Raw genomic sequence first — 25590 nt, 5'->3', positions numbered from 1 at the left:
ACTGTTATCTCCTTGAGACGAACGTCACTTCGACGCGTCAAGCCGCCATCTGGCTCGATACGGCGACTCGGGTACAGATGTCGAAAGCGCGTTGCAGGCCTTGAATGTTGGCAATGCCCTTGCCCGCGATGTCGAACGCGCTACCGCTCGCCGAAGTCGCCACAGGAACGGGGAGCCCACCGTGGAACGTCACGCCGTGATCGAAGCCCATCAGCTTCATCGCGATTTGGCCCTGATCGTGGTACATGCACACTACGGCGTCGAAATCGCCGCGCTGCGCTGCGAGAAACACGGTGTCAGAAGGGTAAGGCCCCGATGCGCCGATGCCTTGCGCCTGCGCGTCGCGAATCGCCGGTGCGATGACTTCGATTTCCTCCATGCCGATGGAGCCACTGTCTCCCGCGTGTGGGTTGAGCCCGCAGACGGCAATGCGCGGTTGTGCAACGCCGGCACGCCGAAGCGCCGTGTCTATGATGCGCGCAGCCTCCAGCACGCCCTCGCGCGAAAGATGACTTGCCACGTCCCGCAGCGGTACGTGCGAGGTCACGCGAGACGTCCATAGGGCACCGGTAATGTTGAATTCGCACACGAAACTGCGCACACCGAACCGGAGTTGCATATGTCGCAGTTCGTCTTCCGCCTGAAGTCCTCCCAAACGAAGCGAATGCTTGTTGAGCGGCGCGAACAAAATACCGCTGACGGCTTCTTGCACGGCCAGTTCGACAGCATGCTCAAGCGCTTCGAACGAGGCTCGCCCTGCCAGCTCGGAGCATTGACCCAGCGCCGGCAACTCGCCTTTCAAGGCATCGATATCGAGCAACGAAACCTTGTCGCGCTCGTAGCGAATATCGGCCAGCGAGCGGGCCGTCAACGTGTCGACTCGCGTATCGGCGATGCGCTGCGCAGCCTCCCAGACGCACGCGTCACCAATGACCAGCAAGGGCATGCGGGCACGATTGCCGGCATCGGACAAAAGGCGTGCCGCCATTTCAGGGCCGACACCGGCCGGGTCGCCGAGCAATATCGCCAAAGGTTTGAGAGAAGGGAGCATGGATTGGGGCATGAATGACTCGATTGAGAAGTGACGTCGGAAGACCTCATTCATGGCCTGGATGGCTTGGACCTCAGGCCGCATGCGGCAATGACTGTCTCCGTTCGCTTTCTAGGGAAAGGCTCGTTATGCGACAGAGGTTATCAAGCCGTATCATGTCAATTCAAATGAAAACTCAGACCATATCCATATACTTTTATATATGATAGACAACACGGATATCCGAGCCCAAAGCGACACGCAGTTGCTATTGCGTCTGCGTAGCCGGCAACTGCTCCTGATTCGTCTTCTGGATTCGGAGCGCCACCTTGGGCGCGCGGCCGCAGCGTTGAGCATCAGCCAGCCAGCGGCGAGCAAACTGCTAAAGCAAGCGGAGGCCGTGCTTGGCGTTACGCTTTTCGAGCGCAGCCTGAAAGGCGTTCGGGCAACGGCGGCGGGCGAAGTCGTGGTGCGTCATGTGCGCTCGATGCTCAACGACTTTGGCGTTATGCGCGAAGAGCTGGGGGCGTTGGATTCGGGACTCACGGGGAAATTGCGTATCGGGAGCGTGCCGGGAGCGGTCCCTCAACTGCTGTCGCCGGCACTGGCCGAGTACAAACGCAAGCACTCGCGTGTGCAGGTCTCGGTGTCGGTGGACACGAGCAACGTCCTGCTGCATCAGCTCAGTCGGGGCGATCTCGATATGGTGCTCGGGCGCATTACCGACGAGCACGCGGGCGGGGACTATGACGTGGTGCCGATTCTGGATGAAGCATTGGTCCTCGTTGTGCGCCAGGACCATCCGTTGAGTCGGCGCAGTAGCGTAACGTTGAAGGACCTGAGCGGCGCAGCATGGATTATGCAGCCGCCGGGAGCACCCCAACGGGTTCGACTGGATGCCGCCCTGCGAGAGGCGGGAATCGCACAACCGCTCAACGTCACCGAAACGGCATCCACGGTGATGATCACATCACTGCTGCAAATCTCGGACATGGTAGCCGTCATGCCATTATCTCTGGCGCAGCATTACGCGGGCCTCGCAGCACTACACGCGCTCTCACTGGACGTGCCCATGCATGTGCCCGCCATCTGCCTGATTACGCCATCAGGCCCGGCGATGAACGCCATGGTGGCGCATCTTGTTCCCTTGATTCAGTCGAAACCGTGAGTTTCCCGGGTACTGGAGCGCTGTGGCAATCGCCGCCCGCAACCGTAGCAGATGCCGCTCAACGCAGCAAGGTGTGGCCGTCTACCGCTCGCACACGCGCTGGACATCATCAGGAGTTTCCGTCCGTCAACGGCGATTGCATCGCGGATCAACTAAGCATGGAAGATATATTCACTCTCTCCGACTGGGCAAAGTACACCGATCACAAGGCGCTGGATGATCTTGACCTCCCGGGAATCTATTGCCTCGCGCATTTCGAGAAGCCGCCAACCACGGCACCATCGGTAACCGCAAAAGAAATCATCTATATCGGAGAAACGACAGAGCAGAATATTGCTAGGAGGCTGTATCAATTTGGGAGAACCGCATTCAAGCGATATCCGGCGCACAGCGGAGGATCCCGATACTCAGACACCTACCTGATGAGCATCCCCGTAGATCGCCCCCCGGAAAACTTATATGTGGCGATCATGGCATTCAGATCATCCAATCCGGAAGAGACGAAGGTTTATATCAAGTATCTTGAGCGCGCGGCGATTTGGTCATATTTTCAAACGAACCACGCCATTCCGAGCTGCAACGCCTGCTGATGGATGATTTTTTCTCTCGAGGCAGAAGTCAGACGATCGTCGGGGTGTGCCTCCGAACCTCACGCCCGGCATGACCTTTGCAATGGCAAGCCGTTACATCACCAACAACTCCATGGACCATCATGAGCAACAAGATAAAAGTCGGCACGGCGCTGGAGTTCCTCACCTATGACGAGAACATTTTCGTCGACACGCTTATTTCAATGGATAAATCGGAGGAGTCGATCGTCGATCAGGTAAAGGCGCTCAGATTCGGAAAGCGAATCGAGAATCTCAAATTTCTAATGAGAAACGCCGGATATGACGAAACCCGAACCAACGAACTCATCGAACAGAACATGGCTGAGCTTCTCTCAACGAGAAGAATGGAGGACATATTGAAAGCGATCCGATCGGCCAATCCGATTCAGGGCGGCAACGAAATGTGATTGCTGTCGTCATTGCTCCCGGCGAAGAAAGAAAACGCCATGGTGCGCGCCATCATTTTTGCGCCGAACGATCGACATATTCGCTAATGGAACCCAGCGAGAGCGTGTAATCCACCTCTTCCTTTGCGAATTGGGCCAGCGCCGAGATAAACGTCCGGGTATCGTCAGTGCGCCACTTGAAACAATATTCGACGTTGGGCAACTCGGGCACCATGCGAAACGCATTCAGTTGCCCCGCTTCGATGAGGTTACGCATGAACAGACTCGGCAAAAAGCTGATACCGACATCCGCCACAGTGAGCCCCACAATGGCGCTCAGACTGTTGCAGGCAAGGAAGCGCCGCGCGTGAATCTTGTTCGACGCAGCCCATGCCTCGTAAGTTGCAGTGAGGCGAGATTCCGCAGTCATCGTGAGTATGGGATGCCGGGCAATGTCTTCCGACTTGAGAACAGTGCCCGCAGCAATGCGCTTGGGCGACGACATCCAAGCGAACTCCAGCACGGCGAGCGGAACCGACGTCAGCATGGGATTGTCTTCACCGCTTTGCGGAAGAATCGCGAAATCGATCTCACCCCGAACCAGACGACGCTCCAGTCCTGCCGCCAGATCGACGTATGGCTCCAGCGACAGATCGGGATGATTGGTCGTAATGCGCGCCACAAACTTCGGGAACCATGTCAGCGCCGTGAGTTCGCTCACCCCGAACCGGCACGGGCCGGACAGACGAGGCGCCACACCAAGCAGTTCGTGGATCTCACCTTCGAACTGAAGAATCTTGTGAGCGTGGCCCAGAATGCGGGTGCCATGCTCCGTAAGGACCGAGCGCTGCGCCGAGCGGTCGAACAGCGGCACGTTGAGCGCTGCTTCGAGCTCCGCGATGCGCTTCGAAAGCGTGGATTGCGTGACGTGCAAGCGGGTGGCGGCTATTGAGAAGCTACCCAGGCTAGCCGCCCAATAAAAAGCCTCAAGCTGTTTGAGCGTCATATTGCGAATCACCTACAAGGACGCCGCGACGTCACGGCATCTCATTATAGGGGCCGCGCTCTGGTGCGATGAACGCTTACCGCCATCTTGATTTCACGCATTTCGCCTGGTGAGTTGCGTGTTGTTGCCGCCAGTGCGCTTCTTCGCGGGAAGCGGCGCCTCCCCCGCAGCATCGCTTCTCGGCTCCACGATGCTCAGCAATAGCAGGAAGGTCGTCGCCGAGCATGCCGCCAGAAAGGCAAACACTGCGGGCCAGCCGGACGTATCGAGGATGAGCCCGACCAAGAAAGGCGCGAACGCACCGCCGAGGGAGCCCCCGGTGTTGACGATGGACGCAGCGAGCGGCACCTTATCGCGTGCAGCAATGCCCATCGGATAAACGAGGAACGTCGAGTACCCGAGATTGAGCAGCACACCAGCGACGAAGAACAGCAGCGCGAGCCCCACCGGGTCGCTCGGTGCGAACAGCAGCGCATACATCATGCCCACTGTCGCTACCGAAGTGATCATCATGACGGGCTTGCGTCGCCGGGCAAATACGGTGTCCGAGAGCCATCCGCCAAGTAGGTTGCCAACGATCGCCCCCATCCAGGGCGCAGATGCCACCGCGCCCATCTTCAGCGTCGAGAAGTGTTTTACGCTGACCAGATACGTCGGCACCCAGGTCATGATGGCGTAAGTGATTCCGACCAAAAAGAAGTAACCGAGCGCACATCCCCACACGTTCCAGGAGGTGAAGACCGCCCGGCTCGTCGCGAGCAATGGGACCTGACGGGTTCTGATCAGACGGTCCACCCAGAAATGCCCGACGGCCGCTGCCCTCGGCTGTGCTGGCGCGGCAGCCTGCGGCGACGACTTGATGTAGTCGATCTCGCCCTGCGACACGAAGCGCGATGCCTTGGGTTCGTCGCGAACCAGCCAGAACCACAACAGCGAAGTGATCAGCCCCGGCACGGCAAAGATAAAGAACACTTCTCGCCAGCCGAACCGCAACAGCAGCAAGGCGCAAAGCGGTGGTACGAATGCCGGGGCAAATTTGATGGCAGAGATGAAAACGCCTGTCGCCAGCCCCTTTTCCTGAGGCGGAAACCAGCGGTTGATGGTCGACACAATGCCGATGTTGATCGGACCTTCGGCAACGCCCAGAACGGCCCGCGCCGTTTTGAGCTGGACGACGCTGCCCGCCAGCCCCATGAATAGCGTGGCGAGTGAAGTCAGCACCATCGAGCCGACCATCAACCCGCGCACACCGAGCTTGCCGAACAGATAGCCTGACGGGATCTGCACGATGGCGTATCCGAAATAGAACAGACTGGCCATAGCCCCGACGTCGGTGTTGCTGAGATGATATTCGCTCCGAATCGTCGGGATAACCACACCGAGGTTGGCCCGGTCGGCGCCGGCAATGCAATAGGTCACGAAAATCATGGCGAGAACGACCCACCGGTAACCGGTGCGCGCTGTGGAAGGGCGATTCATGCGTGTCTCCTATCTCCGGTGCTACCGGTGACATGTTCTGGTTCTAGTTCTGCGAACGAGGGCCATCGTAAGTCGTCTCATCGCGCCAGGCATAGCGACTTTTGTCGATATTCCAGCATTCCATTTTCGACTTGCGGAATAACCCTCACGCATTCGGTCGCACCATTGCCATGACACGCTGCGCGCTGCCCGACGCCTACCCGGCAGCGCGTGCAGAGCACCCAATCCGGGTTCGCACCGACAGTCGCAAACGGAATGCACCCAGGTCGAAAAATATCGCTACGTACGATCCGAGCGCCGCTCTTATGCTGAGTCCCGATACTTTGACAATCGCCCGCCCCAAGACATGAACGTTTTCGTCATGGACCCCATTGCCCCGAGCGCCGTTGAGCGACTCAGGAAGGCTCATACGGTCGTGGACTACCCGGAATCCCGCGCCGCCGACTGGCATGCTCATGCAGATGCCGTGGTGGTGCGAACCTTTGAAGTCCGTGCGTCGGATTTTTCGAAAGCGAAGAAGCTAAAGATCGTCGCGAAGCATGGCACCGGTGTGGATAACATCGACATTCCCGCAGCGAACGACGCCGGCGTACTAGTGACGAACACGCCCGGCGCCAATGCCAACGCAGTCGCGGAATACGCGCTGGCGATCACCCTCGCGCTCGCCAGAAAGGTCTGTGTCGCCGATCGCGCGTTACGCCACCCGCACCCGATGCAACGTCATGCGGGCATCGAGATCTCCGGAAAGGCCATTGGCCTGATTGGCTTCGGCGACATCGGGCGAAGAACGGCGCGGCTCTTCAAGGCGGCGTTCGGCTCGGCGTTGCTGGTCTACGACCCGAAAGCCCCCGATGCCGCTCTCGAAGAGTTGGGGGCGGTGCGAATCAACACGCTTCACGACCTGCTGCCGGCTTGCGACGTCATCAGCCTGCACGTTCCGTTGCTGGCCTCGACGCGGTATCTCATCGGCGCATCCGAGTTCGAGCTCATGCGCCACTCGGCGCTTCTCGTCAACGTGGCGCGCGGCGGGATCGTCGATGAATCTGCACTTTACCGGGCGCTAGCGCGCGGGCGAATCGCCGGTGCAGCGAGTGACGTGTTCGAAACCGAGCCGGTATCGGCGTCACACCCATTGCTAACGCTCGATAACTTCGTCGCATCGCCACACATTGCTGCCAGCAGCGAGGAGTCGCTCGTTCGCATGGGACACGCCGCGGCACACGCCGTCATCGAAGCCTTGGCGGCACGCATCCCACCGCATCGGATCGTTGACGGCCCCGACATTACCCACATCAACGCCTGAGATCATTCGCCATGAAGACGAACCGTTTCAACAATACCCCCAATTTCGAACGCGTCACCCCCGAGCAGATCGAGCGCGCGAGAGAGTTTCAGGCGGCCGTTCTTTGCGACGTCGCGGGACGTCGCGGGGCATTGCACGGCGACATTCAGCCGCTCGCCCCCAGCATGGTGGTCGCTGGCCCGGCGTTTCCGGTCGAGGTCCGCCCGGGCGACAACCTCATGTTTCACGTTGCACTGGCAATTGCGAGACCTGGCGACATCATCGTCGTCGACGGAAAAGGCTATCAATCGGCGGCGTTGTTCGGAGAGTTGATGGTGACGCAGGCGATCGCTGCAAAACTGGGGGGACTGGTCGTCGATGGCACCGCTCGCGACGTTGCGACGCTGCGTAACAGCAGCCTGCCGATTTTCGCAAATGGCCGCAATCCCGCCGGCCCCACGAAAGGTCTGGACGGGCGTATCGGCGTGCCAATCTCTCTGGGTGGCGTATCCGTCGAGCCGGGGGATCTGGTCATCGGCGATTGCGACGGTGTCGTCATCATCCCTCGCACCGATGTCGACAAAGTGCTCAAGGCCGCGGAGAAAAAGCTTGAAGCAGAGGCACAGCGCCTCGCAGAAATTCGTGACGGCATACTCGTTTCACCGTGGCTCGATAACGCGTTGCGCGCGGCGGGCGTCATCAGTGCGACCGAAACGCTCGAATGAGCCCCCCGTCTAAAGAGATGCCGCGGCCAGGCCGCCTCCTGACGAACGTCGTGAAAAGCCGATAGCGCGCTGCAACTACCGGAGATGACCGCCGAGCAGAAGAAGCAAGGCGATCAGGCCCACGCAGCTAACGCCAGCGATCAATGTGCTGCGCAATTCGGCGTCGTCCCGATCGGGTATGCCGGAACGCCCTTTGGGAGGGATGAAATAGGTCGTCGCCCCAACGATGATGCACATCGGGAGCATCGCCCCCACAATCGTTCGAATGGTCACAGTCATTTCAGTCCCCCCTGTTGCGATACTGCAGGCCCGACTTCGTGTCGGTAATGCCGACGTCGACCTATTGAAATTGATAGTACGCGGCGATAACCTGACGATCAATCCGAAACACCCGTTTGAGCGATACGGAGGCATGCTGAGAGGGGCCGTCACGCCCCGAATATCTTGCCCTCGATTCGTGAGCGCGCTCCGGCGAGCCCTCGGAAATTGACGGGGGCGCCGCGTGCTCGGCCCACCGGAGGCACGTAAGCGGTGGTCTGCGGGTCAGTACCGGTAAGCCACGCTGAGTCCTGCACTCCAGTTTCGACCGGGTGCGGGCTCGAAGAATCGGCCATTGCTGTCGTTCACGATCACCGAACCGGCGTAGTGCCTGTCGAATACGTTGTCTACGCGTGCATAGGCACGCGCTTCCCAGGGACCGATGCGCCACAGGTAGCCGGTACTGAGGGCGGCGACGAAATACGCAGGGGCGGCATCGGAATTCGCGTCGTCCACCTGTACCCGACCTAGATAACGTCCCTCGACGCCCGCCTGCCATCCCTGATCGGGCGCCCAGCCAAGCGCGATGTAGGCTGCCTGCTGCGCAGTGCCCGGGATGCGGTTACCGGCGTTGATCCCACCAGGGACCGAGTCCCGGTAGCGGGCGTCGAGCCACGAATAGGCGATCTGTGCGCGCATGTGACCGGCAAATCGCGCGGTCCACGCCAACTCCGCACCGTCGCGGCGCGTACGTCCGCCGTTGCGATATGAGGTACGCCCATCGGTACTGGCCGTCGGGACGATCTCGTTGCGCGTATCGCTGCGAAAAAGCGCAACGGTCAACAACCCGACCGGTGTGCGCCACTTCGCACCGGCTTCCACGTTATCGCTAAGCGAGGGCATGAGGGCAAAGTTCAGCCCCGAACTGCCATCGGGGCGATACGATATCTCATTGAGCGTCGGTGTCTCGAAACCTCGTCCATAGGAGATGTAGAAGGTCGTCGCCGGCGTCGGCGTGTAGCGCAATGCAGCCACCGGCAACGCTTGCCGATATCGTGCACTGCCGCTGTCGTCCTGGTTGCCCGCCGTGATGTAGTGATCGTCCGAGTCAAACGACACCATGCTGTAGCGTAAACCGGCGTCGAGCGTCCAGTCCGGGGTTGCCTGCCACGATGCCTGAACGTAGGGGTCCGCGCTATACACCTTGTTGGTCTCATCCCGGCGCAACGCACCGCTCACACCAAGCGTGGGTGACGCCGGGCTTCCCAGAAAGTTCTGATAACCGCGCCGATGCTCCGTCAATGTGTCGTACGAAAGGCCGGCGATCAGCGTCATGGGCCGATTCGCCACGGTGAGCTTCGAACTCACACGCAAGTCAGCGCCGCCGTACTCTCGCGAGAGGTCGATAACACCGCCGGGATTGCCGGGGGATAACTGTGTCGCCACCGGAATCGACTGATATTGCGTCGTTTGCCGTTCACCGTAATACACCATGCCGCGCAATGTGCTCCCGCCCCCGAGATCCCGCTCGTAGACGAGCCCTCCCTGACTTTGTTGCACCGACTTGCGCGTGTTGAAGCTAGCGGCCTGTGTGACAGCACTGCTCGGGTCTTTCTGAAACTGCGCCCTCGTGAGACCCATCGGGTCCTGTGCGCTCAGATCGACGGCATTCGCCACGATCGTCAAACGGCTGACGTCGTCCAGTTGCACATTGAGCTTGGCGTTACCGAGACTCTTGTGTGCGCCGCTGTGGTCGCGAAACCCCTGCGTCGTGAAACGACTTGCGCTAACGGTGTAGTCAGTCAGCCCGAGCCGTGCGTCGAACGCCCCGCTTGCCTTCACGCCGTATCGCCACATGCCGAAGCTGCCGGCGGCGACGTCGACGGCGACTTGCGCAGGCAAGGCGCCGTCCTCGGTAAACACCTGCACCACGCCCCCCGACGAATTGCCGTACAACGCCGAGAACGGGCCTCGCAAGACCTCGACCCGATCTGCTGACGCAATGTCGATGTTCGACGTCTGCCCCTGTCCGTCCGGCATGGTGCTCGGGATGCCGTCGACATACAGGCGTACGCCGCGCACGCCGAAGCTGGAGCGCGCGCCGAACCCGCGTATCGACAACTGGAGATCCTGCGCGTAGTTCTGCCGGTTCCGAATCTGGAGACCCGGCACGCCCGCCAGCCCTTCCGAGAGGTCGATGCCGGGCTGGCGAGCGCGCAACTGCTCGCCGTCGACGATGTCCACTGACGCAGGCGTGGCGAACAAGGGCGTGCCGAGTCGCGTGGACTGAACGGTCACGACCGGCAGCACGGTAGAGGTGCTCTCCTGCGCCGCAGCCCCAATCGGGAGCATCAACAGCAGGAGGTGAGAGCGTCGCAAACGCCAGGGGGCCAACACGCGAAATGTCCTCATTGGCGTTCGGAATCAGCGATTGTCGCCCGGCGTTGCCGCGGACACGCGCCAGACCGCGTTGCCCACGTCGTCTGCCACCAGCAACGCACCGTCGGCGTCTTCGGCCAGTCCGACCGGCGCCCCCTTCAGGAACTTCTCATTCTCCGATGCAAACCCGGTCAGTATCGGCTCGGGCACGCCGGACGGCTTGCCATCCTTGAACGCGACATAGACCACTGCATAACCGCTCAACGGCGAGCGGTCCCAACTGCCGTGCTCGCTGATGAACGCGCCGCCACGATACCGCTCGGGAAGCCCGTGCCCACGATAGAACAGCAGGCCGAGTGGCGCGACGTGAGACCCCAGCGCGTAATCCGGGCTGATGGCTTTGGCAACGAGATCGGGACGCTGCGGCGTGACGCGGCTGTCCACATGCTGGCCGAAATAACTGTACGGCCACCCGTAGAAACCGCCCTCCTTCACGGAGGTGAGATAGTCCGGCACGAGGTCCGCGCCAATCTCGTCGCGCTCGTTGACCACCGCCCACAGCTTACCCGTTGCAGGCTCCCATTGCAGCCCTGTGGGATTTCGTATACCGGACGCATATACGCGACTCGCCCCCGTTCGCACGTCGACTTCGAGCACGTTCGCCCGGCGATACTCCACCGCGAGTCCATTCTCGGTAATGTTGCTGTTGGAACCCACGCCGACGTACAGCTTCGTTCCATCCGGGCTTGCCAACAGCGATTTCGTCCAGTGGTGATTGATGGTGCTCGGCAGATCGGTGAACTCGGCGCCAGGGTCGGACATTCTGGTTTCGCCCGGGACATAGTGATACTTCATGATGTTGTCGGTATTCGCGACGTACAGCGTGTCGCCGATCAGCTGGACACCGAACGGTGAATGCAGATGCTCGATGTACACATGTGACTCCCAGGTATCCGCGTGACCGTCCTTACCCACGGACTTGCGCAGCAGCGTGATGCGATTCCCACCCTTGCCGCCTTTTCCTGAACGATTCTTGACGATCCCGGCAATGAGTTGCTTGGGCGAAGTGACAGGCTCGGTGCCCGGGCCATTCGACTCGACGACGAGCACGTCCCCATTGGGCAGCGTGAGCAACTGGCGCGGGTGCAACAGTCCGCCCGCGATCTTTTCCACGCGCAGGCCAGCGGCAACGCTCGGCGCTTCGCCGTCCCGCCAACCGGTTCCGTCGGGCACCTGCATGGGGGGCACGAGAAAGTTCTGCGCTTTCGGCATGGGAGGATTGGGGCCCGATTGCTGCACCGGATCGTAGGTCGCTTTCTCGGAACAGGCTGCCAGGGCAATGCTTGCGGCAAGCGCGCAGGTCACCACGCGATAGGACTTATTCATGATCGACTCGCTTTGCCGCAGCGCATTGCGCGGCCAGAACCATAGTGCTCACAACGAGCAAAAGCACCGTGATGGCCGACAGCCAGACGGCCTCCGGAACCGCCGCGTACGCGTCGCGGCTGTGGACGAACGCATTGACGATGGCAACCAGGATGGCCACCAGATTGAGCCAGAAATCGACTTTCTCGAGATAAGGTGTCCTGCTCGGGGCAAGCCAGACATGCACGAGGTTGATGAGTCGCGGAATGATCGCGAACAGCAGCCCGAAGGTGATGAGCCAGGCGGCCGCCTTGACCCATAGCACGTCGCCATTGCTGGCGTAAGTGGCATCGAAGATCAGCGCACCAACGAAGAACCCGTAAGGGATGGGGTTGAGAAGTGCGTAAATGACATACGCAACGACCGAGCGTATTTGCCCAGTGTGAGTGTTCATGACGAGCCCTGCAGTCGTGGTTGAGGTGTCAGTCATTTTTGGCGAGCGGACCCGGTTTGACTATGCCCCGTTCTGCAAAGCTCATTTGCCGTACAGGGGGTTCCGTGTGCGAGGGCTCCGCGACATGATTGCCCTGGAATTGACAGGAGTTCATCATGAGCATCAGTACGGAAAAGGCGTCGGCCGCCACTGCGACGCCACGGCAGACGAAATCGGTCGGCGTTCTCGGGTTCGGCCACATGGGGCGCGCGCTGACTGCCCGCATGCACGAGGCCGGCGTCCAGACCTTCGTGTACGACCGGGACATCGAATCGCTAGCAGCCCTGATACCCCCGGGCGTCAAAACCGTCTCCGACATCAGCGGGCTGGCGAATTGCGACGTGATCTTTACCTCGCTGCCGGACGACGACGCCCTGAATGCCGTAACCAAATCTCCCGGCGGGTTGTTCAGCGTCATGCGCCCGAACACCTTGCACATCGCCACCAGCACCGTCAGCCCCGCCATGTCGCGACGCCTCGCGGCGAGCCACCATGCACTCGGGCAGCGCTTTCTGGTGGCGGCGATTCTCGGCAATCCGGACATCGTGCGCAACGCACAGGCCTTCGTGCTCGCGGGAGGTCAGGAAAGCAGCCTGATCGTTGCCGCCCCCCTGCTACGCCACGTCTCGCAACGGATCTTTCATATTGCCGAAGATCCCGGCATGGCCAGTCTCATGAAAGTTGCGTCGAATGCCCTGACCGGCGTTACGCTCCAGAGCATGGGGGAAATACTGGCCTTGCTTGCCAAAGCGGGCATCGAGCGCCGCAAGGGATTCGAGATTCTCACGGGGACGATGTTCGACGCGCGGGTACACAAGGCCTATGGCGGCAAAATTCTCGAAGAACGCTACCTGCCCGCCGGTATGACCGCACCGCTTGCAGTGAAAGACTTGCGACTCGCGATGGCCGAGGCGGAGCACTGGATGGTGCCGATGCCACTGGTCAGCATCGTCCATGACCGCCTTGTCGCCATGATGGCGCGCGGATGGGCCGACCTCGACTGGTCGGCGCTCGGCGCCCTCGCAGCCACCGACGCCGGGCTCGACGTCAATCTCGGCCACACAGCCGACCATCGGGCGTGACCATGATCAACGCGCTCTCGATCCTGATCGGCGCACAGCTTCTGGGCGAAGTGCTGCGCCAACTGCTGCATCTGCCATTGCCGGGGCCGGTCATCGGCATGTTCCTGCTCGCCGGTGCGCTCTTGATTCGTCAAGACGCCAATGGTTTGCGCGAATCGCAACTCACGCGGGTGGCCGACACACTCATCACCAATATGGGACTGCTGTTTGTGCCCGCAGGCGTGGGTATCGTGACCGAAGGCAGCCTGTTGCGCCAATACTGGTTGCCGATTCTCATCGGCCTGATCCTGTCGACGTTGCTGGGTCTGCTGGCCACGGCCTGGGTGATGCATGTCGGCTCGCAGCGACTGAAACGTTCGACAAACTCCGAGATCCAGCCATGATGACGACGCTCCACGCTCTCTGGACACCGATGACGCCAAGCCCCTTGCTCTGGCTCGCGCTCACACTCGTGAGCTTCGCGCTGGGCAAGCTGGTGCAACGCCTTTTCGGTGGACTGGCGATCCTCAATCCGGTACTGCTGGCCATTGCCATCATGGCCGTGCTGCTCAAGGTCACGAACACGTCCTACGCCACGTACTTCAGCGGCGCACAGTTCATCAACTTCCTGCTCGGGCCTGCCACGGTGGCACTGGCCGTACCGCTCGCCATGAACATCGGGCATGTGCGCAGTAGCTTCCGGGAAATAGGGCTCGCGCTACTCGCCGGGTCGTTGACGTCGACCGTGAGCGGCGCATTGGTGGTATGGCTGTTCGGTGGCGGGCGCGACGTGGCAATGTCCATGGCATCGAAGTCGGTGACGACACCGATTGCCATCGCACTGGCGCAGGAGGTCGGCGGCGTGCCGGCGCTGACTGCGGCGCTGGCGATCGCAGGCGGGATCGTGGCGGCCTCCGTGGGCAAGACGGTCCTCGGCTGGCTGCGCATCAGCGACTGGCGGGCGCATGGCTTCGCGGCCGGTGTGGCCGGCAGCGGCGTGGCCGCCGCGCAGATTGCGCCGCTCAATGGACTGGCAGCGGCATTCGCGGCCATCGGCATCGGACTCAACGGACTGCTCACCGCCCTGATCGTGCCCCTACTCGCCTTGCTCTGGCACTGACATGGCAGGTCGCGGGCGAGAGCCGGCGACCTGCGGTCCAACCGGGCAATGCGTCAGGCTCCCCAATACCCGGGGGCCGAGAGAATCTCCGCATAGAAGTCGACGAACGCGCGCACTTTGGAAGAGACTTTCTTTTTCGGAGGGTAGATCGCCCATATCGCGGCGGGATTGCGCCCCACCTGCGCCTGCCAATCCGGCAACAAGTGCACCAGCTCGCCGGCTTTCAGCGCCTCACTGACGCTCCAGCTCGGCAGCAGCGCGACACCGCGGCCTGCGACCGCAAGACTCAGGATCGACTCCGTGTCGTTCGCTCGCAATGCGCCTTGCAATCGCACCGCAATCTCTGCCGGCCCGCTTGCCCGCGCCGCATTCGTCTCTCGGTTGACGAGCAGCCACCGGTCGTCGGTGGCCAGCGAAAAACGCAGCGCTTCGTGCGAAGCAAGCTCTTCAGGCATCGCCGGCGCGCCGTGCTGGGCCACATAGTCCGGGCTAGCGCAGACGACGCGCTGGTGCTCGGCGAGCTTGCGCGCCATAAGTTGCGAATCTGCCAGCGCACCGATGCGGATGGCGAGATCGATACCGGAGTCGATCAGATTGACCACATCGTCGGTAATCACCGCGTCGATTGAAATGTCCGGGTACCGCGCCAGGAACTGCGGGAGATGCCGGACAATATGGCGACGACCGAACGCCACCGGCATGGTCACACGCAAATGCCCTTGCGGTGTCTGGTTCAACGACGAGGTGAGGTTCCTCGCGTCGTCGAGCGCCTGAAGTGAAATCAGGGCGTGCTCGCGAAATACCGTCCCCCCCTCGGTGAGCACGAGGCCCCGCGTCGAGCGGTTGAACAGCGCGATGCCCAGGTCGGCCTCAAGCTGACCAATATACCGCGACACCGTGGAAGTCTTGATCCCGAGCTGCTGGGCGGCTTTGCTGAAGCTCGACGCTTCGGCTGACGAGAGAAAAGCACGAACAGCGGTGTAGTAATCCATATTGCGACACTTTAAGGGAAAAGCGAACGTAGATACCTGCCGCAAGTATCGTCGATCGATACGTTCGCACGGAAAACCTGGCGTCTGTTCCTTGTATATTGGCGCCGCGATAAACGCCGGGCCAGCCAGCCCGGCGAAGACCGCCTCGGCACGGCGTCGACCCGACGATCGGATCGAAAACCGATCTTCTCATATTCGGGGCGCGTAAGCGTTGTACAACCGTATGCCAGTGCGCGCCCGTCGATCAGCGGCGAATATCGACGACCGGGGCACGCCACTTTCCAGCCAGAACCTCCGGCTTCGGCAGATAAAGTCGCATGACAAGGTTGATCGGCCCTGCGGCGGCAGGCAACCAGTTCGATTCGAGATCGGCGCCCGGCGATTCTTTCTGAATGTAAATGACGATATCCCCCTCGGGCGTTCGCCGCAATTGCTTCGCCATCGAGGAGTTCACGAGGTAGCGCTGCAACGGGTTGGGCACGAGCAGCTTGGTTGCGCCATCGTAGAGTGTCATCGACCAGAAGGCGTCGACGGGGGGCAGTCTCCCGCCGGGAAAACGCATCACATAGTCGTGCTTCGACGTATCGAGTCGATGACCTTGCGCGTCGGTCGTGATGATCGGGTAATAGGCTTCCTCGATGTCGTTACCGTACAAGCCACCTTTGGCCGCAAGCGCTCGTTCCCAGTACTTGTCGCGCATTTGTGCCGGGGTTCCGAACAGGCCCTTCGACGATGTCAGTCGTGCCACCCCTGCATCGATATCCTTGCGCGTCTGCTCGCCGACTTCGCGCATCATCCGTGCCGTTGTCTCGGGAAATCCCGCCGGCGGCCACTCCTGGCCGGAAGCCAGACCGAGTTGCCGGAACGACGCGCGTAGCGACGTCTCCCAAGGCAGCGGTGCCGCGAATGGCAGCAGGAAGCTCACATACGACCAGAAATCCGTCTCCGAAGTCCGACGATCGATCGCCGGCCATTGCGTCTCGGGCACGCGCTCGCGAGTGTTCACGCCGAGGTATTCACTCAGCGGGGCCACGGCATACTGTCGCTGAATGGCGACCACGTTCGGCAGATCGGCGGCGTCAAACAATTGGGTGCGAAACAGCGTGCAAGCGATCGACGTGTCGAAGCGCACGACCCGGCGGATGCCCGCCGGCGTATCGCCATTCCATGAGGGGCCCGCGAGCAGAAAACGACCACCGCCATTGCCGTCGACACGCGTGCCGAGATAGCCGACGTTGTGCGTATACAGATCGATCAGTTGCACCGAATAGTAGCGCCCCGCTTCGATTGGCGGCAGCGTAACAACGAGCGGTTCGGCACGCAGATCGGCCATCATGAACGAATAAGGCGTGTCGGAGTTGGGGGTGACGACCCCCGTGTCCTCCGGCGCAAACACTCTGGCAACGTTGCCGATGCGATTGAAGGGCGCCTTGAATTGGCTGTTGTCTCTGTCGACGGCGTACTGATAAATGCTGTAGTAGTTCTCCACCATCGGCAACGCGTAGATGTACGCCTCGCGCGCGAGCTTTTCGAGGGGGGTGAGCGTCACCGGACCGGGCGCTGTCGACACCGCTTGCGAACGGCGTGCGGCCATCGGTCCCAATGCGGCAATGGCGGCGCCGGCCTTTAGGGTCTGTCTGCGATTCACTTCGGCACTCCTATTCGGAAGGTTTCGATTGGGCGGGAGACGCAGCGGCCTCGACCGGTTGTGCGACGGGAAACTGCCACCGACCGTCCAGGAGCGCGTGCTGCGGGCGGTACAGCCGGACCATGTAGTTCCAGCCGGCGGAGATCGGCAGGCAATTGGCGGAATCGGCAGTGCATCCGCCGAATTGCACGTCGACGCTACCGTCCGGTCCATGCTTCGCCACAACATTGTTCACGGTATAGGCGTTCGCCGAGTTCGGTTCGAAGTAACCATTCGCGTTGTAGACGCTGACAGACCAGAATCCATCGACGGGCACTTTATCCGCATGCAGACGGTAGACGGTCGTGCCATCGTTGTGCTTCGGCACCTCGTTCAGATAAATCGCCTCGCGCTCCGGATTTCCGCCCCAGCCAAATGCCACGCCGATCAGGTGGCGTACGGGATCGACCTCTCCTTTCGCACCGAACATGCGTTTCGCATCGGGCAGCAGGGTGCCCAGTGCGACGAGGTGGTCGCGGACCTTCGTCTGCGTGCCTGCATCCCAGTCGGGTATCTCGAAATGCCCCGAGCGAGCTTGCGAGATGGCAAAACGGTCCTGAAGTCGATGCACCTCATCGAGATCGCGAGGGTCGTTGGCGTCTACCAGGATACGAACGGCCAGCAGCAGATATCGAGTGCCTGCCGTTTCTCTCGTGAACCGATACTGGCCGCCGGAGTGAATGATCTGCGTGGTGTAGTGATCCTCGTTGATCGCCTGCATCGCCAGATATCGGTCGCCCGTGCTCGGCACGGTGACGGTGGCGGGACCGGCGTCGAGATCGATCACCGCTGCCGAATACAAGGTATCCCGGTTGAGGCGAACGACGATCTGCTGGTCGACGCGGGGCAGCGTGCGTCGGGCATGAAACCGCCCGAAGCCACCGTCCTTCACGATGCGGCTGAAGTACAGATCGCTTTCCGCCCGAACGAAATTGTCGGTCGTCACTTCGGTCGCCGCAGACGCCGCACCCGCAGTGAAAATCGTCGCGGTCGCGGCAACGCAGGCCACTCGGCGCGCAATCAGTGTTTTCATCGTTGTCTCGCCTGTCTCGAATGAAGTGTCGGGGGTCATGGGGTCCCGTTAGGTGCCGAGAACGGTAGGGTCATCGTGAGGAACAGACTGTTGCCTTTCGCACGATTGCTGACGGCAAACTCATGGAAGACCTTCAGGCGCGCCGTGATGGGAATTCGTCCCGGCTTGAAGATGTATGCACTCGTCAGTCCGATGGCGGCCACACGCCCTTCGAAATCGCCGAGCACTGCGCCGGAACCGCTGTCGGGCGTCAATTGCTGGTAGTAGTACCCTACCAGCCCCGCCGAAAATCGGCGCGTGAAATACTGCGATGCGGACCAGTCCACGTGCAATTCCGCGCCCGTTCGGTAGTCGGTTTCCGGGTTTCGTCCATTGAACGTCACGCCGACGGTACCGGAAAGATCGAGCCCGACGTTCGGGTCGAACCAGGTGCCCGACCCGATCAGATCCGTGCCCCAGCGATGGAATGCGAGATTCGCGATATCGCCACTGCGATAGTCGCCAACCGGCACGTTGACCGACACGCCGGCCTGCCAGTACAGATGACCGGCCTGCCAACCAAGCACTGCGCCCACGGCCGGGTCGCCAACGGTGAATACATTGTCGGACGTCGAGTTGCCGAGCGTGCCGATACGTGGCCCCGCCAATTGCGCGCCGGCACTGATCCGCTTCTCACCGACCGGCACCGTGGTACTGAGGTTCAATCGCCCGCCGCCAATAACCCACGGCGTAGACCACAGTAGCGTGGAGAGGTTGACGATCGCCGTCGCATCGACATTCGCAACGACCTTGCCCCCGGTCGGCAGACCACGACCGCCATCGAGGTTGCCCGAATAGAAGTAAAGATCGTTCTGGTAGTAAAACCCCTGCGCCGGCGTGATGGCCGCGCCGGGGTTCTTCATCCCCAGCAAGTTCACCCCCGTCCCGCCTTCGGCAGCAAACACGCGCAGGCACATGGAAGAAAGGACAACGAACAAGGCGGCACGACTTTTCATACTGAACATCCCTTTCGTTTCGATTGATGGATCACCGGGCAGTGTGTCGTTCCGTTATCGCAAGCGTCAGCGTCCATTGCATAGGCGATTGCGTGAACGGCACGATGATCGTTAGCCGCCAATCGCTAACGAGTACCGAACCACTTGTCGTGAATCGCCTGATACGAACCGTCCTCGCGCATGGAGAGCAATATGCCGTTCACCTGCTTGCGCAATGGGCTGTCGACGGGAAAGACGAAACCGACGCTGTTCTGCTGAAATTCGGGACCGACTACCGCAACCAGCCCCCGGCCCTCGTGCGTCGCGTAATACTCGAGCCCGGCAGAACCCTGCACGACCGCGTCGACCTCACCGTCCAAAAGTGCCCGGAACACATCCCGATTCTGCAAATAGCGGTGGACAAGCGCACCGTGTTGCTCTAGATACGCAACCGCCGGACTTCCCGCGAGCGTTCCCACGCGTTTGCCAGGCAGGTCGCCCGGACCTTCGATCGCGCCACGGATGGTGTGAATGGTCAGTGCCGTCGTCAACTGCGCCGTGTAGGAAGCGATGAAAATGATGCCGACGAACATCCACATCACCGCCAGCAACCGCGAAAGCCACCGCCGGGGCGGCTGGTCTGCCTGAGACAGCAACGTCGTCGCGGCCCAATACATCGCACGCAAGACGCCCGGGTAATAGGCTTCGGGATGTTTCGCGTCGGAAGTCTGTCGGCGCTCCACCAACCAGACCACATGCCCAATCACCACAATCAGCAGCAACGCCACCCCGAGCCATATGGCGCTGGTACGTGAGAACAGCGACTGAATAACGCCTTCCAGCGGGCTGGAAGCCACGGTCTGCCCGTTCGTTCGCACCATCACCCGCAGTCCCGCCTCAAGGATCGGATAGGAGAAATCGAACTCGCGATCGCGCGCTACGCTATAAAAAAGCCCGGACACCGCGACATCGGCGCTCCCGGCTCGTAGCGCCTGGAAGGTCTCGGTCACACCGGGCGTCGCCAAATAGACGCTTCGTCGGTGAAGACGCGCCGCAACCTCGTTCCAGAGGTCAATACTGAAACCGCTCAGTCGCCCGTCCTGAGCGAGCACGAAGGGCTCGATGACAAAGGTACTGGCATGGATTTCAGGCGCGGGCGACTGCGCGAACGCCACCGGGCTCGCGAACAGGCCCATCAGCGCGATTCGTCCGAGCATGCACCGCAGAGCGCGCCGCCACATGTCAGATACGAAAATCGGCTGCCATGTCATCGTCGCTTCTTGCCTTGAGCAGTGCGATGGGACCGCGATCGACCTGTCCGATCGCGCTATGTGCCGAGCGCTTCGCACGGTTGCGCAATTGGCGCCCCGTGTCCTTGCGTGTCGCGATGCCTTGAATCCCCGAGACCATGGTGCGTTTCATCTCATTTATCGTTGCGATACGGCACTAGCGCCAGTCTTCCCCGCTTCACGCAACGCTATACTAGCCACCACTTCAAGCTGAGTTTGTCCTTAATCGGACAATCGACGTGTTTTTTATGACCGACTTGTCTGGCATCGACGCGGCCGGGATCATGGCCAGCAATGGCTGGCTCGCACATCTTCCGGAAGGGTTCAAACGGGAAGTGCTGACGCGCGCGATCCTGCAACGCTTCTCCGCGAGAGAAGTGATCTACCGTTTCGGCGATCCGCCAGGCGGTATCTACGGACTGGTCTCGGGAACGGTGACCGTGAACACGGCCCCGTCGACGAAAGTCCCCAGGTTGGTGCATCTCGGCGTGCCGGGCACATGGACGGGCGAAGGTGGGTTTCTCTCGCGGCAACCTCGCCGGCTGGAACTTCGCTCGGTCAACGACACGTTGCTGATGCACCTGCCGCTCGATACGCTCGACGAGATGGCATCGCGCAATCCCGAGGTGGTGCGATACGTTTCTCTCATCCTGATGACGACCGTCGACGTCATGATCCATGTGATTCACGATTTGCAGATTCGCGACACGAACCGGCGCATTGCATCGGTGCTTGCCCGCGCCAACTGGATCGGCGGGAACAACGTGCCACTGTCGCAAACGGATCTGGGGTTGATGGCGAATGCCTCTCGCAAACAAGTCAACGCCGCGCTTCAGTACTTCGGCAAGGCCGGATGGATCACGGCAGGCTACCGGGCGATCGAGGTCATCGATGCACAAAGTCTTCGCGAATTCGCTGCCGAACCCGACACCCTGTAAAACCACGGCAAAGACGCGGCACCGACGTGCGTCGGGCACTGCGTGGCCCGCCACCCTCACCCCACGACGGCGTGCTTTCAGGACCGAGTGACCAGTGGCGCCGAGCGGACTCGCAGACAGGCGACGAGCTTGACGACGATGTCGTCGACCCCGGTGGACGGGCCGAAAATGGCATCGACGCCTTTCGCAATCAGCGACGCCGCGTGCGCTTCCGGCACGATGCCACCCAGCACGACAGGCGTGTCGCAACCCACGGCATCGAGTGCCGACAGAAAGGCGGGGACAAGCGTCATGTGCCCTCCCGCCAGCGTTGAAATGCCGACGATATCCGGCGCTTCGGCCGTCACCCACTCGGCCATCTGCCCGGGTGTCGTGAATAGTGTGCCGAGCTGCACGTCGAAGCCTGCGTCGCTAAGCGCGGCAGCAATCGTCTTTGCGCCCCGGTCGTGACCGTCCTGCCCCAGCTTGATGATCGCGATACGAGGGGCTCGCCCCCACTCGGACGTCAACTGTGCCACCCCGGCGAGCGCGCTACGCCACTCGCTTGAATCGGCTCTCCCGGCGGCGTAGCGCCCACTGCCGGAAAATCGCATCGGCGTCTTCCAGCGAGGCCAGACGAGTTCCAACGCTGCGGTACATTCGCCGACGGTCGCACCCGCACGCATGGCCCGCACCGTGAGCGCGAGCAAATTTTCCTGTCCGGTACGGGCAACCGCTGTGAGCGCGTGAAGCGCTTCGCGCACGCGCGCCTCGTCGCGCGCGAGACGCAACTGCCGCAGGCGGTCGACCTGCTGAGCTCTCACATGCCGTCCGTCCACCTCAAGACACTCCTGTTCGCACGACGAAGCCTCCCGATACCGGTTCACCCCGACGACGACCGAGTGGCCCGCGTCCAGCTCGGCCTGCAACCGTGTGGCGCGCCAATGCACTCTGTCGTGCACCCAACCGGACTCGATGGCCGCAACGACGCCGCCCTCGGCCTCGATCTCCGCCAGCAACGACTGCACCGCCGTCACCGTCTGCGACGTGAGCGACTCCATCATGTAAGCGCCGGCCCATGGATCCACCACGTCGCACAAGCCCATTTCGTGCTGGAGAATCAATTGCGTGTCGCGAGCGACCGTGCCTGAGGCTTCACTGGGTAACGCCAGCGCTTCGTCCCAGCCGTTCGTATGCAAGGACTGTGTCCCGCCGAACACCGCAGCCATCGCCTCGACAGTGGTGCGCACGATATTGTTCTGCGGGCGCTGTGCGCTGAGCGTCGATCCGGCCGTCTGGCAATGCATGCGCAACTGCGTCGCACGCGCATCGGTCGCGCCGAGCGCACGCGCGATCGTCGCCCAAAGCACGCGCGCGGCGCGCAGTTTGGCGATTTCACCGAAGAAATCGCGCCCCACGCCAAAGAAGAAACTCAATTGCCGGCAGACCCGATCGACGTTCGCGCCGCGCGCGACGAGCGCGCGCACGTAAGTCTGTGCGTTGGCGAGCGTGAGCGCCAGTTCCAGAACGCCATCGGCGCCCGCTTCCTGCAAGTGGTACCCCGAGATCGACATCGCGTTGAATTGCGGCATGTTCGTGGCCACATAGTCGACAACGTCGGCGGCGATTCGCATGGACGGCCCCGGCGCGAAGATGTACGTATTTCGCACCATGAACTCTTTGAGAATGTCGTTCTGAATGGTACCGCGCAACTGTGCCGGGGCCACGCCGGTGCGTTCCGCAGCAACGATGTAGGCGGCCAGCACCGGCAGCACCGCGCCGCTCATGGTCATCGACACGGATACGCGATCGAGCGCGATGCCCTCGAACAGCCGCACCATGTCGTCTGCCGAATCGATCGCAACGCCCGCCATGCCAACGTCGGCCGCGATGTCCTCGTGATCGGAGTCGTAGCCCCGGTGCGTGGGCAAGTCGAACGCGACCGACAATCCAGTGCCACCCTGCGCCAGCGCGCGGCGATACGCAAGGTTCGATGTCGTCGCGTCGGCGTATCCCGCGTATTGCCGGATCGTCCACGCGCGCTCGGTATACATCGTGCGATGTATGCCTCGCAAGAAGGGATACTCGCCCGGCCCTGTATCGAGATGCGGCACGCCGGCCAGATCCTCAGCGGTATAACAGGCTTTGCGTGGCGCCGACGGCGGCATCCGGTCGCTATCGCGCAAATCACTCATGGGACCACCGCTTGTGTGTCACGACGTCCGCAATGCGCACGTCGTCCGAGATCCTCGATATGGAACACCAGTGAGACAGCCCGTCGTGACCGGTGTAGCGCGCGCCGAAACGCAGCCTGAGCCGTTCGCCAACGTTGGCGTTGCCATACATCGCCATTTCACGCTCGACGAGCGCGGGCAGAATACCCGTTGCCGCAGGACGCCAGTGCCATTCGGCACGCTCGACCATCGCGGCGAAGCTCACGAAGTAGAGCAGATTCGCCCCGTTGAAATCGAGCGAAGGACACGGCAGATATTCGACCTGATGCTCGATCGCGTGTGTGTGCCGCGACAGTCTGCCGTGGGTCGTCCAGTCGTCGGTCCGAAACCGCTTAGCCTGATCGATCAGCGCGGCGGCCGCGGCGGGCATCTGCTTGACGGCACCGCTGTCGAACATCGCGCGACTGACCGAATGGTTATCGGACGTGCGCTCTCGCCGCACAAACGTGGAGACCATCTCGACGTTCGCCACGCAAGCCTCGGGCGTCAACACCCGATAGCGACCGAAATGACGCACGCCCGGCACGCGCATCACCTCCGATTCGATGGCGAAGCGTTGATGCTCGGTCACGTCTTCCAGACGCGCCTCGCGGATCCGCAGCGCAACGAATGCCGCGTAGGCCTTCTGGCCCTGCTGATCGTAGAAATCAGGCGTGCTCATCCCCGCCTGCTGCGCCAGCGCGGACCAGTGTAGGTCGCCGCACGTTCTGAGCAACCACTGCTCCGACAATCCAGTGAAGACAAGCTCCGGCATGCCGGCCCGGTAATGGGTACGCGACGCGCCGTTCGATACGGGCATCAGCCCCCTCCCCTCACGCCGCGCGCGCATCGGGTTGCGCCATTTCGGTGATTTTCCCGGCAAGATGCTCGGCGTCTCGCGCCACACCGGAGAATCGTCCCGAGCCCCAGGTATGGAGCCAGGGCAAGCCGAGGAAATACAGCCCGGTCTCAGAGGTCACGCCACGCACATGCCCCGGATAACCGCGTCCGTTGAACACGGGCAGATCGATCCAGCTGAAATCCGGCCGGAAACCGATACACCAGACGATGCTCGTAATGCCGCTGAGCGCGAGATCCAGCGTCAGGTGCTGCGTCTGCTCATGCCAGACCGGACGATACGGCTGCCCCTCGGGAGCGTCGATCCCATGTTGCGCGATGAACTTGTCGATCGATGAGTTGATGCGGTTGTAAGTATCGTCGGCACTGTCGAGGCTTGCCGCCAGATCCGCCGCAAAGCGAAGTTGCCCGGCGTCGTAGTCCGTCAGTGTGCCGTAAAGCGCCATGCCTTCAGTCGCGAATTTGCGCAGATCGATGTCACGCCCGCCGTCGCGTCCGGTGACGTAGTGATTGGTATTGTCGCGAACGCCCTCGCGCAAAGGATGCGCCTCGACCGGCATGTCGTAATACTTCATGTCGGCCAGCCAGTCGACGACATCGCGACCGCGATAGAAGCGAGCGCAGCGCGGGGCGTCGCCCACGGCCAGATGTACCTTTCGCCCCGCGAGGTGAAGATCCTCCGCAATCTGTGCGCCCGATTGCCCGGACCCTACCACCAGCACCTCGCCCACAGGCAATGCCGACGCGCTGCGATAGTCCGCGGACTGCACCTGCAACACCGACGCGGGCAGACGCTCCGCCATGCGCGGAACGATCGGGGTGTGGTACCCGCCCGACGCTACGACGACCTGATCCGCGCTGAAGTCTCCGCTTGTAGTCTGCACAAAATAGCCGCCCTGCGGGCGTCGCGTTACGCGCGTGACGCTCACGCCTTCGCGAACCGGTGCGTTCACATGGCGGATGAAGCCATCGAGGTATTCGACGATCTCGGGCTTCGTCATGAAGCCGTGAGGGTCCGGGCCCCGGTACGGGTATCCCGGCAGTGCGCACTGCCAGTTCGGCGTGACGAGACAGAAGGCGTCCCATCGCTGATCGCGCCATGTGTGCGTGAGCGTGTGCTTTTCCAGCACGATATGATCGACGCCGGCTTGCGTAAGGTAATAGCTCATCGACAGTCCGGCCTGACCGCCACCGACGATAACGACGCTAAAGTGCGCCTCGGGCGTAATGCTTTGGGACGACATATATTCCTCTCCTGATACGG

At 61.6% G+C, this 25590-nt stretch carries 24 protein-coding genes; 9 read left to right on the top strand and 15 right to left on the bottom strand.

Going from position 1 to position 25590, the window contains the following annotated elements:
- Window positions 1-37: 37 nt before the first annotated feature.
- Window positions 38-1063, bottom strand: coding sequence for a 4-hydroxythreonine-4-phosphate dehydrogenase PdxA (locus tag C5N93_RS15605; protein WP_242559983.1), 1026 nt, complete (start codon window positions 1061-1063; stop codon window positions 38-40).
- 190 nt (window positions 1064-1253) lie between these two features.
- Between C5N93_RS15605 and C5N93_RS15600 the strand changes: the two genes are divergently transcribed.
- From C5N93_RS15600 to C5N93_RS15590, 3 genes are all read left to right on the top strand, one after another.
- Window positions 1254-2198: a LysR family transcriptional regulator gene (locus C5N93_RS15600; protein ID WP_242559982.1), complete on the top strand. Its 945-nt coding sequence runs from the start codon at window positions 1254-1256 to the stop codon at window positions 2196-2198.
- Window positions 2199-2356: 158 nt separating this feature from the next.
- Window positions 2357-2788, top strand: a complete 432-nt coding sequence (locus tag C5N93_RS15595) for a hypothetical protein (RefSeq protein ID WP_242559981.1) — start codon at window positions 2357-2359, stop codon at window positions 2786-2788.
- 122 nt (window positions 2789-2910) lie between these two features.
- Window positions 2911-3216 carry a hypothetical protein gene (locus tag C5N93_RS15590; RefSeq protein WP_242559980.1) on the top strand — a complete coding sequence of 102 codons (306 nt, stop codon included), beginning with the start codon at window positions 2911-2913 and terminating at the stop codon, window positions 3214-3216.
- Window positions 3217-3268: 52 nt separating this feature from the next.
- Here C5N93_RS15590 and C5N93_RS15585 read toward each other — a convergent pair whose 3' ends face one another.
- Both C5N93_RS15585 and C5N93_RS15580 read right to left on the bottom strand, forming a co-directional pair.
- Window positions 3269-4201, bottom strand: coding sequence for a LysR family transcriptional regulator (locus C5N93_RS15585; protein WP_242559979.1), 933 nt, complete (start codon window positions 4199-4201; stop codon window positions 3269-3271).
- Window positions 4202-4294: 93 nt separating this feature from the next.
- The gene (locus tag C5N93_RS15580) at window positions 4295-5680 is read right to left on the bottom strand and encodes an MFS transporter (RefSeq protein WP_242559978.1); all 1386 of its coding nucleotides are present in this window, start codon (window positions 5678-5680) and stop codon (window positions 4295-4297) included.
- Between the two features lie 361 nt (window positions 5681-6041).
- Here C5N93_RS15580 and C5N93_RS15575 point away from each other — a divergent pair, with 361 nt between their 5' ends.
- On the top strand, window positions 6042-6983 hold the full coding sequence (locus C5N93_RS15575) for a hydroxyacid dehydrogenase (RefSeq protein WP_242559977.1): 942 nt from the start codon (window positions 6042-6044) through the stop codon (window positions 6981-6983).
- A gap of 11 nt (window positions 6984-6994) precedes the next feature.
- The gene (locus C5N93_RS15570) at window positions 6995-7687 is read left to right on the top strand and encodes an RraA family protein (RefSeq protein ID WP_242559976.1); all 693 of its coding nucleotides are present in this window, start codon (window positions 6995-6997) and stop codon (window positions 7685-7687) included.
- A gap of 543 nt (window positions 7688-8230) precedes the next feature.
- Here C5N93_RS15570 and C5N93_RS15565 read toward each other — a convergent pair.
- From C5N93_RS15565 to C5N93_RS15555, 3 genes are all read right to left on the bottom strand, one after another.
- Window positions 8231-10297: a TonB-dependent receptor gene (locus tag C5N93_RS15565; protein WP_242560424.1), complete on the bottom strand. Its 2067-nt coding sequence runs from the start codon at window positions 10295-10297 to the stop codon at window positions 8231-8233.
- A 72-nt stretch (window positions 10298-10369) separates the two neighbouring features.
- Entirely contained in the window at window positions 10370-11710 is a 1341-nt protein-coding gene (locus C5N93_RS15560; RefSeq protein ID WP_242559975.1) for a sorbosone dehydrogenase family protein, read from the bottom strand.
- Window positions 11703-12143: a DUF2231 domain-containing protein gene (locus C5N93_RS15555; protein WP_242559974.1), complete on the bottom strand. Its 441-nt coding sequence runs from the start codon at window positions 12141-12143 to the stop codon at window positions 11703-11705. The genes C5N93_RS15560 and C5N93_RS15555 overlap by 8 nt, the downstream gene beginning before the upstream one ends.
- 155 nt (window positions 12144-12298) lie before the next feature.
- Between C5N93_RS15555 and C5N93_RS15550 the strand changes: the two genes are divergently transcribed.
- Genes C5N93_RS15550 through C5N93_RS15540 form a run of 3 tightly spaced genes read left to right on the top strand, consistent with a single transcriptional unit; the run spans window position 12299 to window position 14363 of the window.
- Window positions 12299-13264, top strand: a complete 966-nt coding sequence (locus C5N93_RS15550; RefSeq protein ID WP_242559973.1) for an NAD(P)-dependent oxidoreductase — start codon at window positions 12299-12301, stop codon at window positions 13262-13264.
- A 2-nt stretch (window positions 13265-13266) separates the two neighbouring features.
- Window positions 13267-13647 carry a CidA/LrgA family protein gene (locus C5N93_RS15545; protein WP_242560423.1) on the top strand — a complete coding sequence of 127 codons (381 nt, stop codon included), beginning with the start codon at window positions 13267-13269 and terminating at the stop codon, window positions 13645-13647.
- A complete protein-coding gene (locus tag C5N93_RS15540) occupies window positions 13644-14363 on the top strand; it encodes an LrgB family protein (protein WP_242559972.1) in 720 nt (239 codons plus the stop codon). Before C5N93_RS15545 ends, C5N93_RS15540 begins: the two co-directional genes overlap by 4 nt.
- Window positions 14364-14416: 53 nt before the next feature.
- On the opposite strand, the gene C5N93_RS15535 is transcribed toward C5N93_RS15540, so the two are convergent.
- From C5N93_RS15535 to C5N93_RS15510, 6 genes are all read right to left on the bottom strand, one after another.
- Window positions 14417-15355 (bottom strand): LysR family transcriptional regulator, encoded by a 939-nt coding sequence (locus C5N93_RS15535; protein ID WP_242559971.1) that lies wholly within the window; start codon window positions 15353-15355, stop codon window positions 14417-14419.
- Window positions 15356-15599: 244 nt separating this feature from the next.
- Window positions 15600-17003 (bottom strand): DUF1254 domain-containing protein, encoded by a 1404-nt coding sequence (locus C5N93_RS15530; RefSeq protein WP_242559970.1) that lies wholly within the window; start codon window positions 17001-17003, stop codon window positions 15600-15602.
- A gap of 10 nt (window positions 17004-17013) precedes the next feature.
- Window positions 17014-18075, bottom strand: a complete 1062-nt coding sequence (locus C5N93_RS15525) for a DUF1254 domain-containing protein (RefSeq protein WP_242559969.1) — start codon at window positions 18073-18075, stop codon at window positions 17014-17016.
- Window positions 18076-18110: 35 nt separating this feature from the next.
- On the bottom strand, window positions 18111-19070 hold the full coding sequence (locus C5N93_RS15520) for a transporter (protein WP_242559968.1): 960 nt from the start codon (window positions 19068-19070) through the stop codon (window positions 18111-18113).
- Between the two features lie 125 nt (window positions 19071-19195).
- Window positions 19196-20320: a transporter substrate-binding domain-containing protein gene (locus C5N93_RS15515; protein WP_242559967.1), complete on the bottom strand. Its 1125-nt coding sequence runs from the start codon at window positions 20318-20320 to the stop codon at window positions 19196-19198.
- A complete protein-coding gene (locus C5N93_RS15510) occupies window positions 20292-20471 on the bottom strand; it encodes a hypothetical protein (RefSeq protein WP_242559966.1) in 180 nt (59 codons plus the stop codon). Before C5N93_RS15510 ends, C5N93_RS15515 begins: the two co-directional genes overlap by 29 nt.
- Before the next feature lie 115 nt (window positions 20472-20586).
- Between C5N93_RS15510 and C5N93_RS15505 the strand changes: the two genes are divergently transcribed.
- Window positions 20587-21276 (top strand): Crp/Fnr family transcriptional regulator, encoded by a 690-nt coding sequence (locus C5N93_RS15505; protein WP_242559965.1) that lies wholly within the window; start codon window positions 20587-20589, stop codon window positions 21274-21276.
- A 77-nt stretch (window positions 21277-21353) separates the two neighbouring features.
- On the opposite strand, the gene scpA is transcribed toward C5N93_RS15505, so the two are convergent.
- Genes scpA through C5N93_RS15490 form a run of 3 tightly spaced genes read right to left on the bottom strand, consistent with a single transcriptional unit; the run spans window position 21354 to window position 25570 of the window.
- Window positions 21354-23450 (bottom strand): methylmalonyl-CoA mutase, encoded by a 2097-nt coding sequence (gene scpA / locus C5N93_RS15500; protein ID WP_242559964.1) that lies wholly within the window; start codon window positions 23448-23450, stop codon window positions 21354-21356.
- Window positions 23443-24288: a Pnap_2097 family protein gene (locus C5N93_RS15495; RefSeq protein ID WP_242559963.1), complete on the bottom strand. Its 846-nt coding sequence runs from the start codon at window positions 24286-24288 to the stop codon at window positions 23443-23445. The genes scpA and C5N93_RS15495 overlap by 8 nt, the downstream gene beginning before the upstream one ends.
- Window positions 24289-24301: 13 nt before the next feature.
- Window positions 24302-25570, bottom strand: coding sequence for an MSMEG_0569 family flavin-dependent oxidoreductase (locus tag C5N93_RS15490; protein WP_242559962.1), 1269 nt, complete (start codon window positions 25568-25570; stop codon window positions 24302-24304).
- Window positions 25571-25590 lie beyond the last annotated feature (20 nt).

The sequence above is a fragment of the Pandoraea sp. LA3 genome (assembly GCF_022696215.1).
GTDB lineage: Bacteria > Pseudomonadota > Gammaproteobacteria > Burkholderiales > Burkholderiaceae > Pandoraea > Pandoraea capi.
This window is presented reverse-complemented; position numbering and strand designations above follow the sequence as displayed.

Excerpts from the sequence above, each read along its gene's own strand:
- C5N93_RS15580 (WP_242559978.1), bottom strand. The coding sequence starts at position 5,680 with ATGAATCGCCCTTCCACAGCGCGCACCGGTTACCGGTGGGTCGTTCTC.
- C5N93_RS15535 (WP_242559971.1), bottom strand. The coding sequence starts at position 15,355 with ATGGATTACTACACCGCTGTTCGTGCTTTTCTCTCGTCAGCCGAAGCG.
- C5N93_RS15510 (WP_242559966.1), bottom strand. The coding sequence starts at position 20,471 with ATGAAACGCACCATGGTCTCGGGGATTCAAGGCATCGCGACACGCAAG.
- C5N93_RS15520 (WP_242559968.1), bottom strand. The coding sequence starts at position 19,070 with ATGAAAAGTCGTGCCGCCTTGTTCGTTGTCCTTTCTTCCATGTGCCTG.
- C5N93_RS15540 (WP_242559972.1), top strand. The coding sequence starts at position 13,644 with ATGATGACGACGCTCCACGCTCTCTGGACACCGATGACGCCAAGCCCC.
- scpA (WP_242559964.1), bottom strand. The coding sequence starts at position 23,450 with ATGAGTGATTTGCGCGATAGCGACCGGATGCCGCCGTCGGCGCCACGC.
- C5N93_RS15595 (WP_242559981.1), top strand. The coding sequence starts at position 2,357 with ATGGAAGATATATTCACTCTCTCCGACTGGGCAAAGTACACCGATCAC.
- C5N93_RS15505 (WP_242559965.1), top strand. The coding sequence starts at position 20,587 with ATGACCGACTTGTCTGGCATCGACGCGGCCGGGATCATGGCCAGCAAT.
- C5N93_RS15570 (WP_242559976.1), top strand. The coding sequence starts at position 6,995 with ATGAAGACGAACCGTTTCAACAATACCCCCAATTTCGAACGCGTCACC.
- C5N93_RS15585 (WP_242559979.1), bottom strand. The coding sequence starts at position 4,201 with ATGACGCTCAAACAGCTTGAGGCTTTTTATTGGGCGGCTAGCCTGGGT.
- C5N93_RS15525 (WP_242559969.1), bottom strand. The coding sequence starts at position 18,075 with ATGAAAACACTGATTGCGCGCCGAGTGGCCTGCGTTGCCGCGACCGCG.
- C5N93_RS15590 (WP_242559980.1), top strand. The coding sequence starts at position 2,911 with ATGAGCAACAAGATAAAAGTCGGCACGGCGCTGGAGTTCCTCACCTAT.
- C5N93_RS15545 (WP_242560423.1), top strand. The coding sequence starts at position 13,267 with ATGATCAACGCGCTCTCGATCCTGATCGGCGCACAGCTTCTGGGCGAA.
- C5N93_RS15600 (WP_242559982.1), top strand. The coding sequence starts at position 1,254 with ATGATAGACAACACGGATATCCGAGCCCAAAGCGACACGCAGTTGCTA.
- C5N93_RS15565 (WP_242560424.1), bottom strand. The coding sequence starts at position 10,297 with ATGCTCCCGATTGGGGCTGCGGCGCAGGAGAGCACCTCTACCGTGCTG.
- C5N93_RS15555 (WP_242559974.1), bottom strand. The coding sequence starts at position 12,143 with ATGAACACTCACACTGGGCAAATACGCTCGGTCGTTGCGTATGTCATT.
- C5N93_RS15550 (WP_242559973.1), top strand. The coding sequence starts at position 12,299 with ATGAGCATCAGTACGGAAAAGGCGTCGGCCGCCACTGCGACGCCACGG.
- C5N93_RS15605 (WP_242559983.1), bottom strand. The coding sequence starts at position 1,063 with ATGCCCCAATCCATGCTCCCTTCTCTCAAACCTTTGGCGATATTGCTC.
- C5N93_RS15495 (WP_242559963.1), bottom strand. The coding sequence starts at position 24,288 with ATGCCCGTATCGAACGGCGCGTCGCGTACCCATTACCGGGCCGGCATG.
- C5N93_RS15515 (WP_242559967.1), bottom strand. The coding sequence starts at position 20,320 with ATGACATGGCAGCCGATTTTCGTATCTGACATGTGGCGGCGCGCTCTG.
- C5N93_RS15560 (WP_242559975.1), bottom strand. The coding sequence starts at position 11,710 with ATGAATAAGTCCTATCGCGTGGTGACCTGCGCGCTTGCCGCAAGCATT.
- C5N93_RS15490 (WP_242559962.1), bottom strand. The coding sequence starts at position 25,570 with ATGTCGTCCCAAAGCATTACGCCCGAGGCGCACTTTAGCGTCGTTATC.
- C5N93_RS15575 (WP_242559977.1), top strand. The coding sequence starts at position 6,042 with ATGGACCCCATTGCCCCGAGCGCCGTTGAGCGACTCAGGAAGGCTCAT.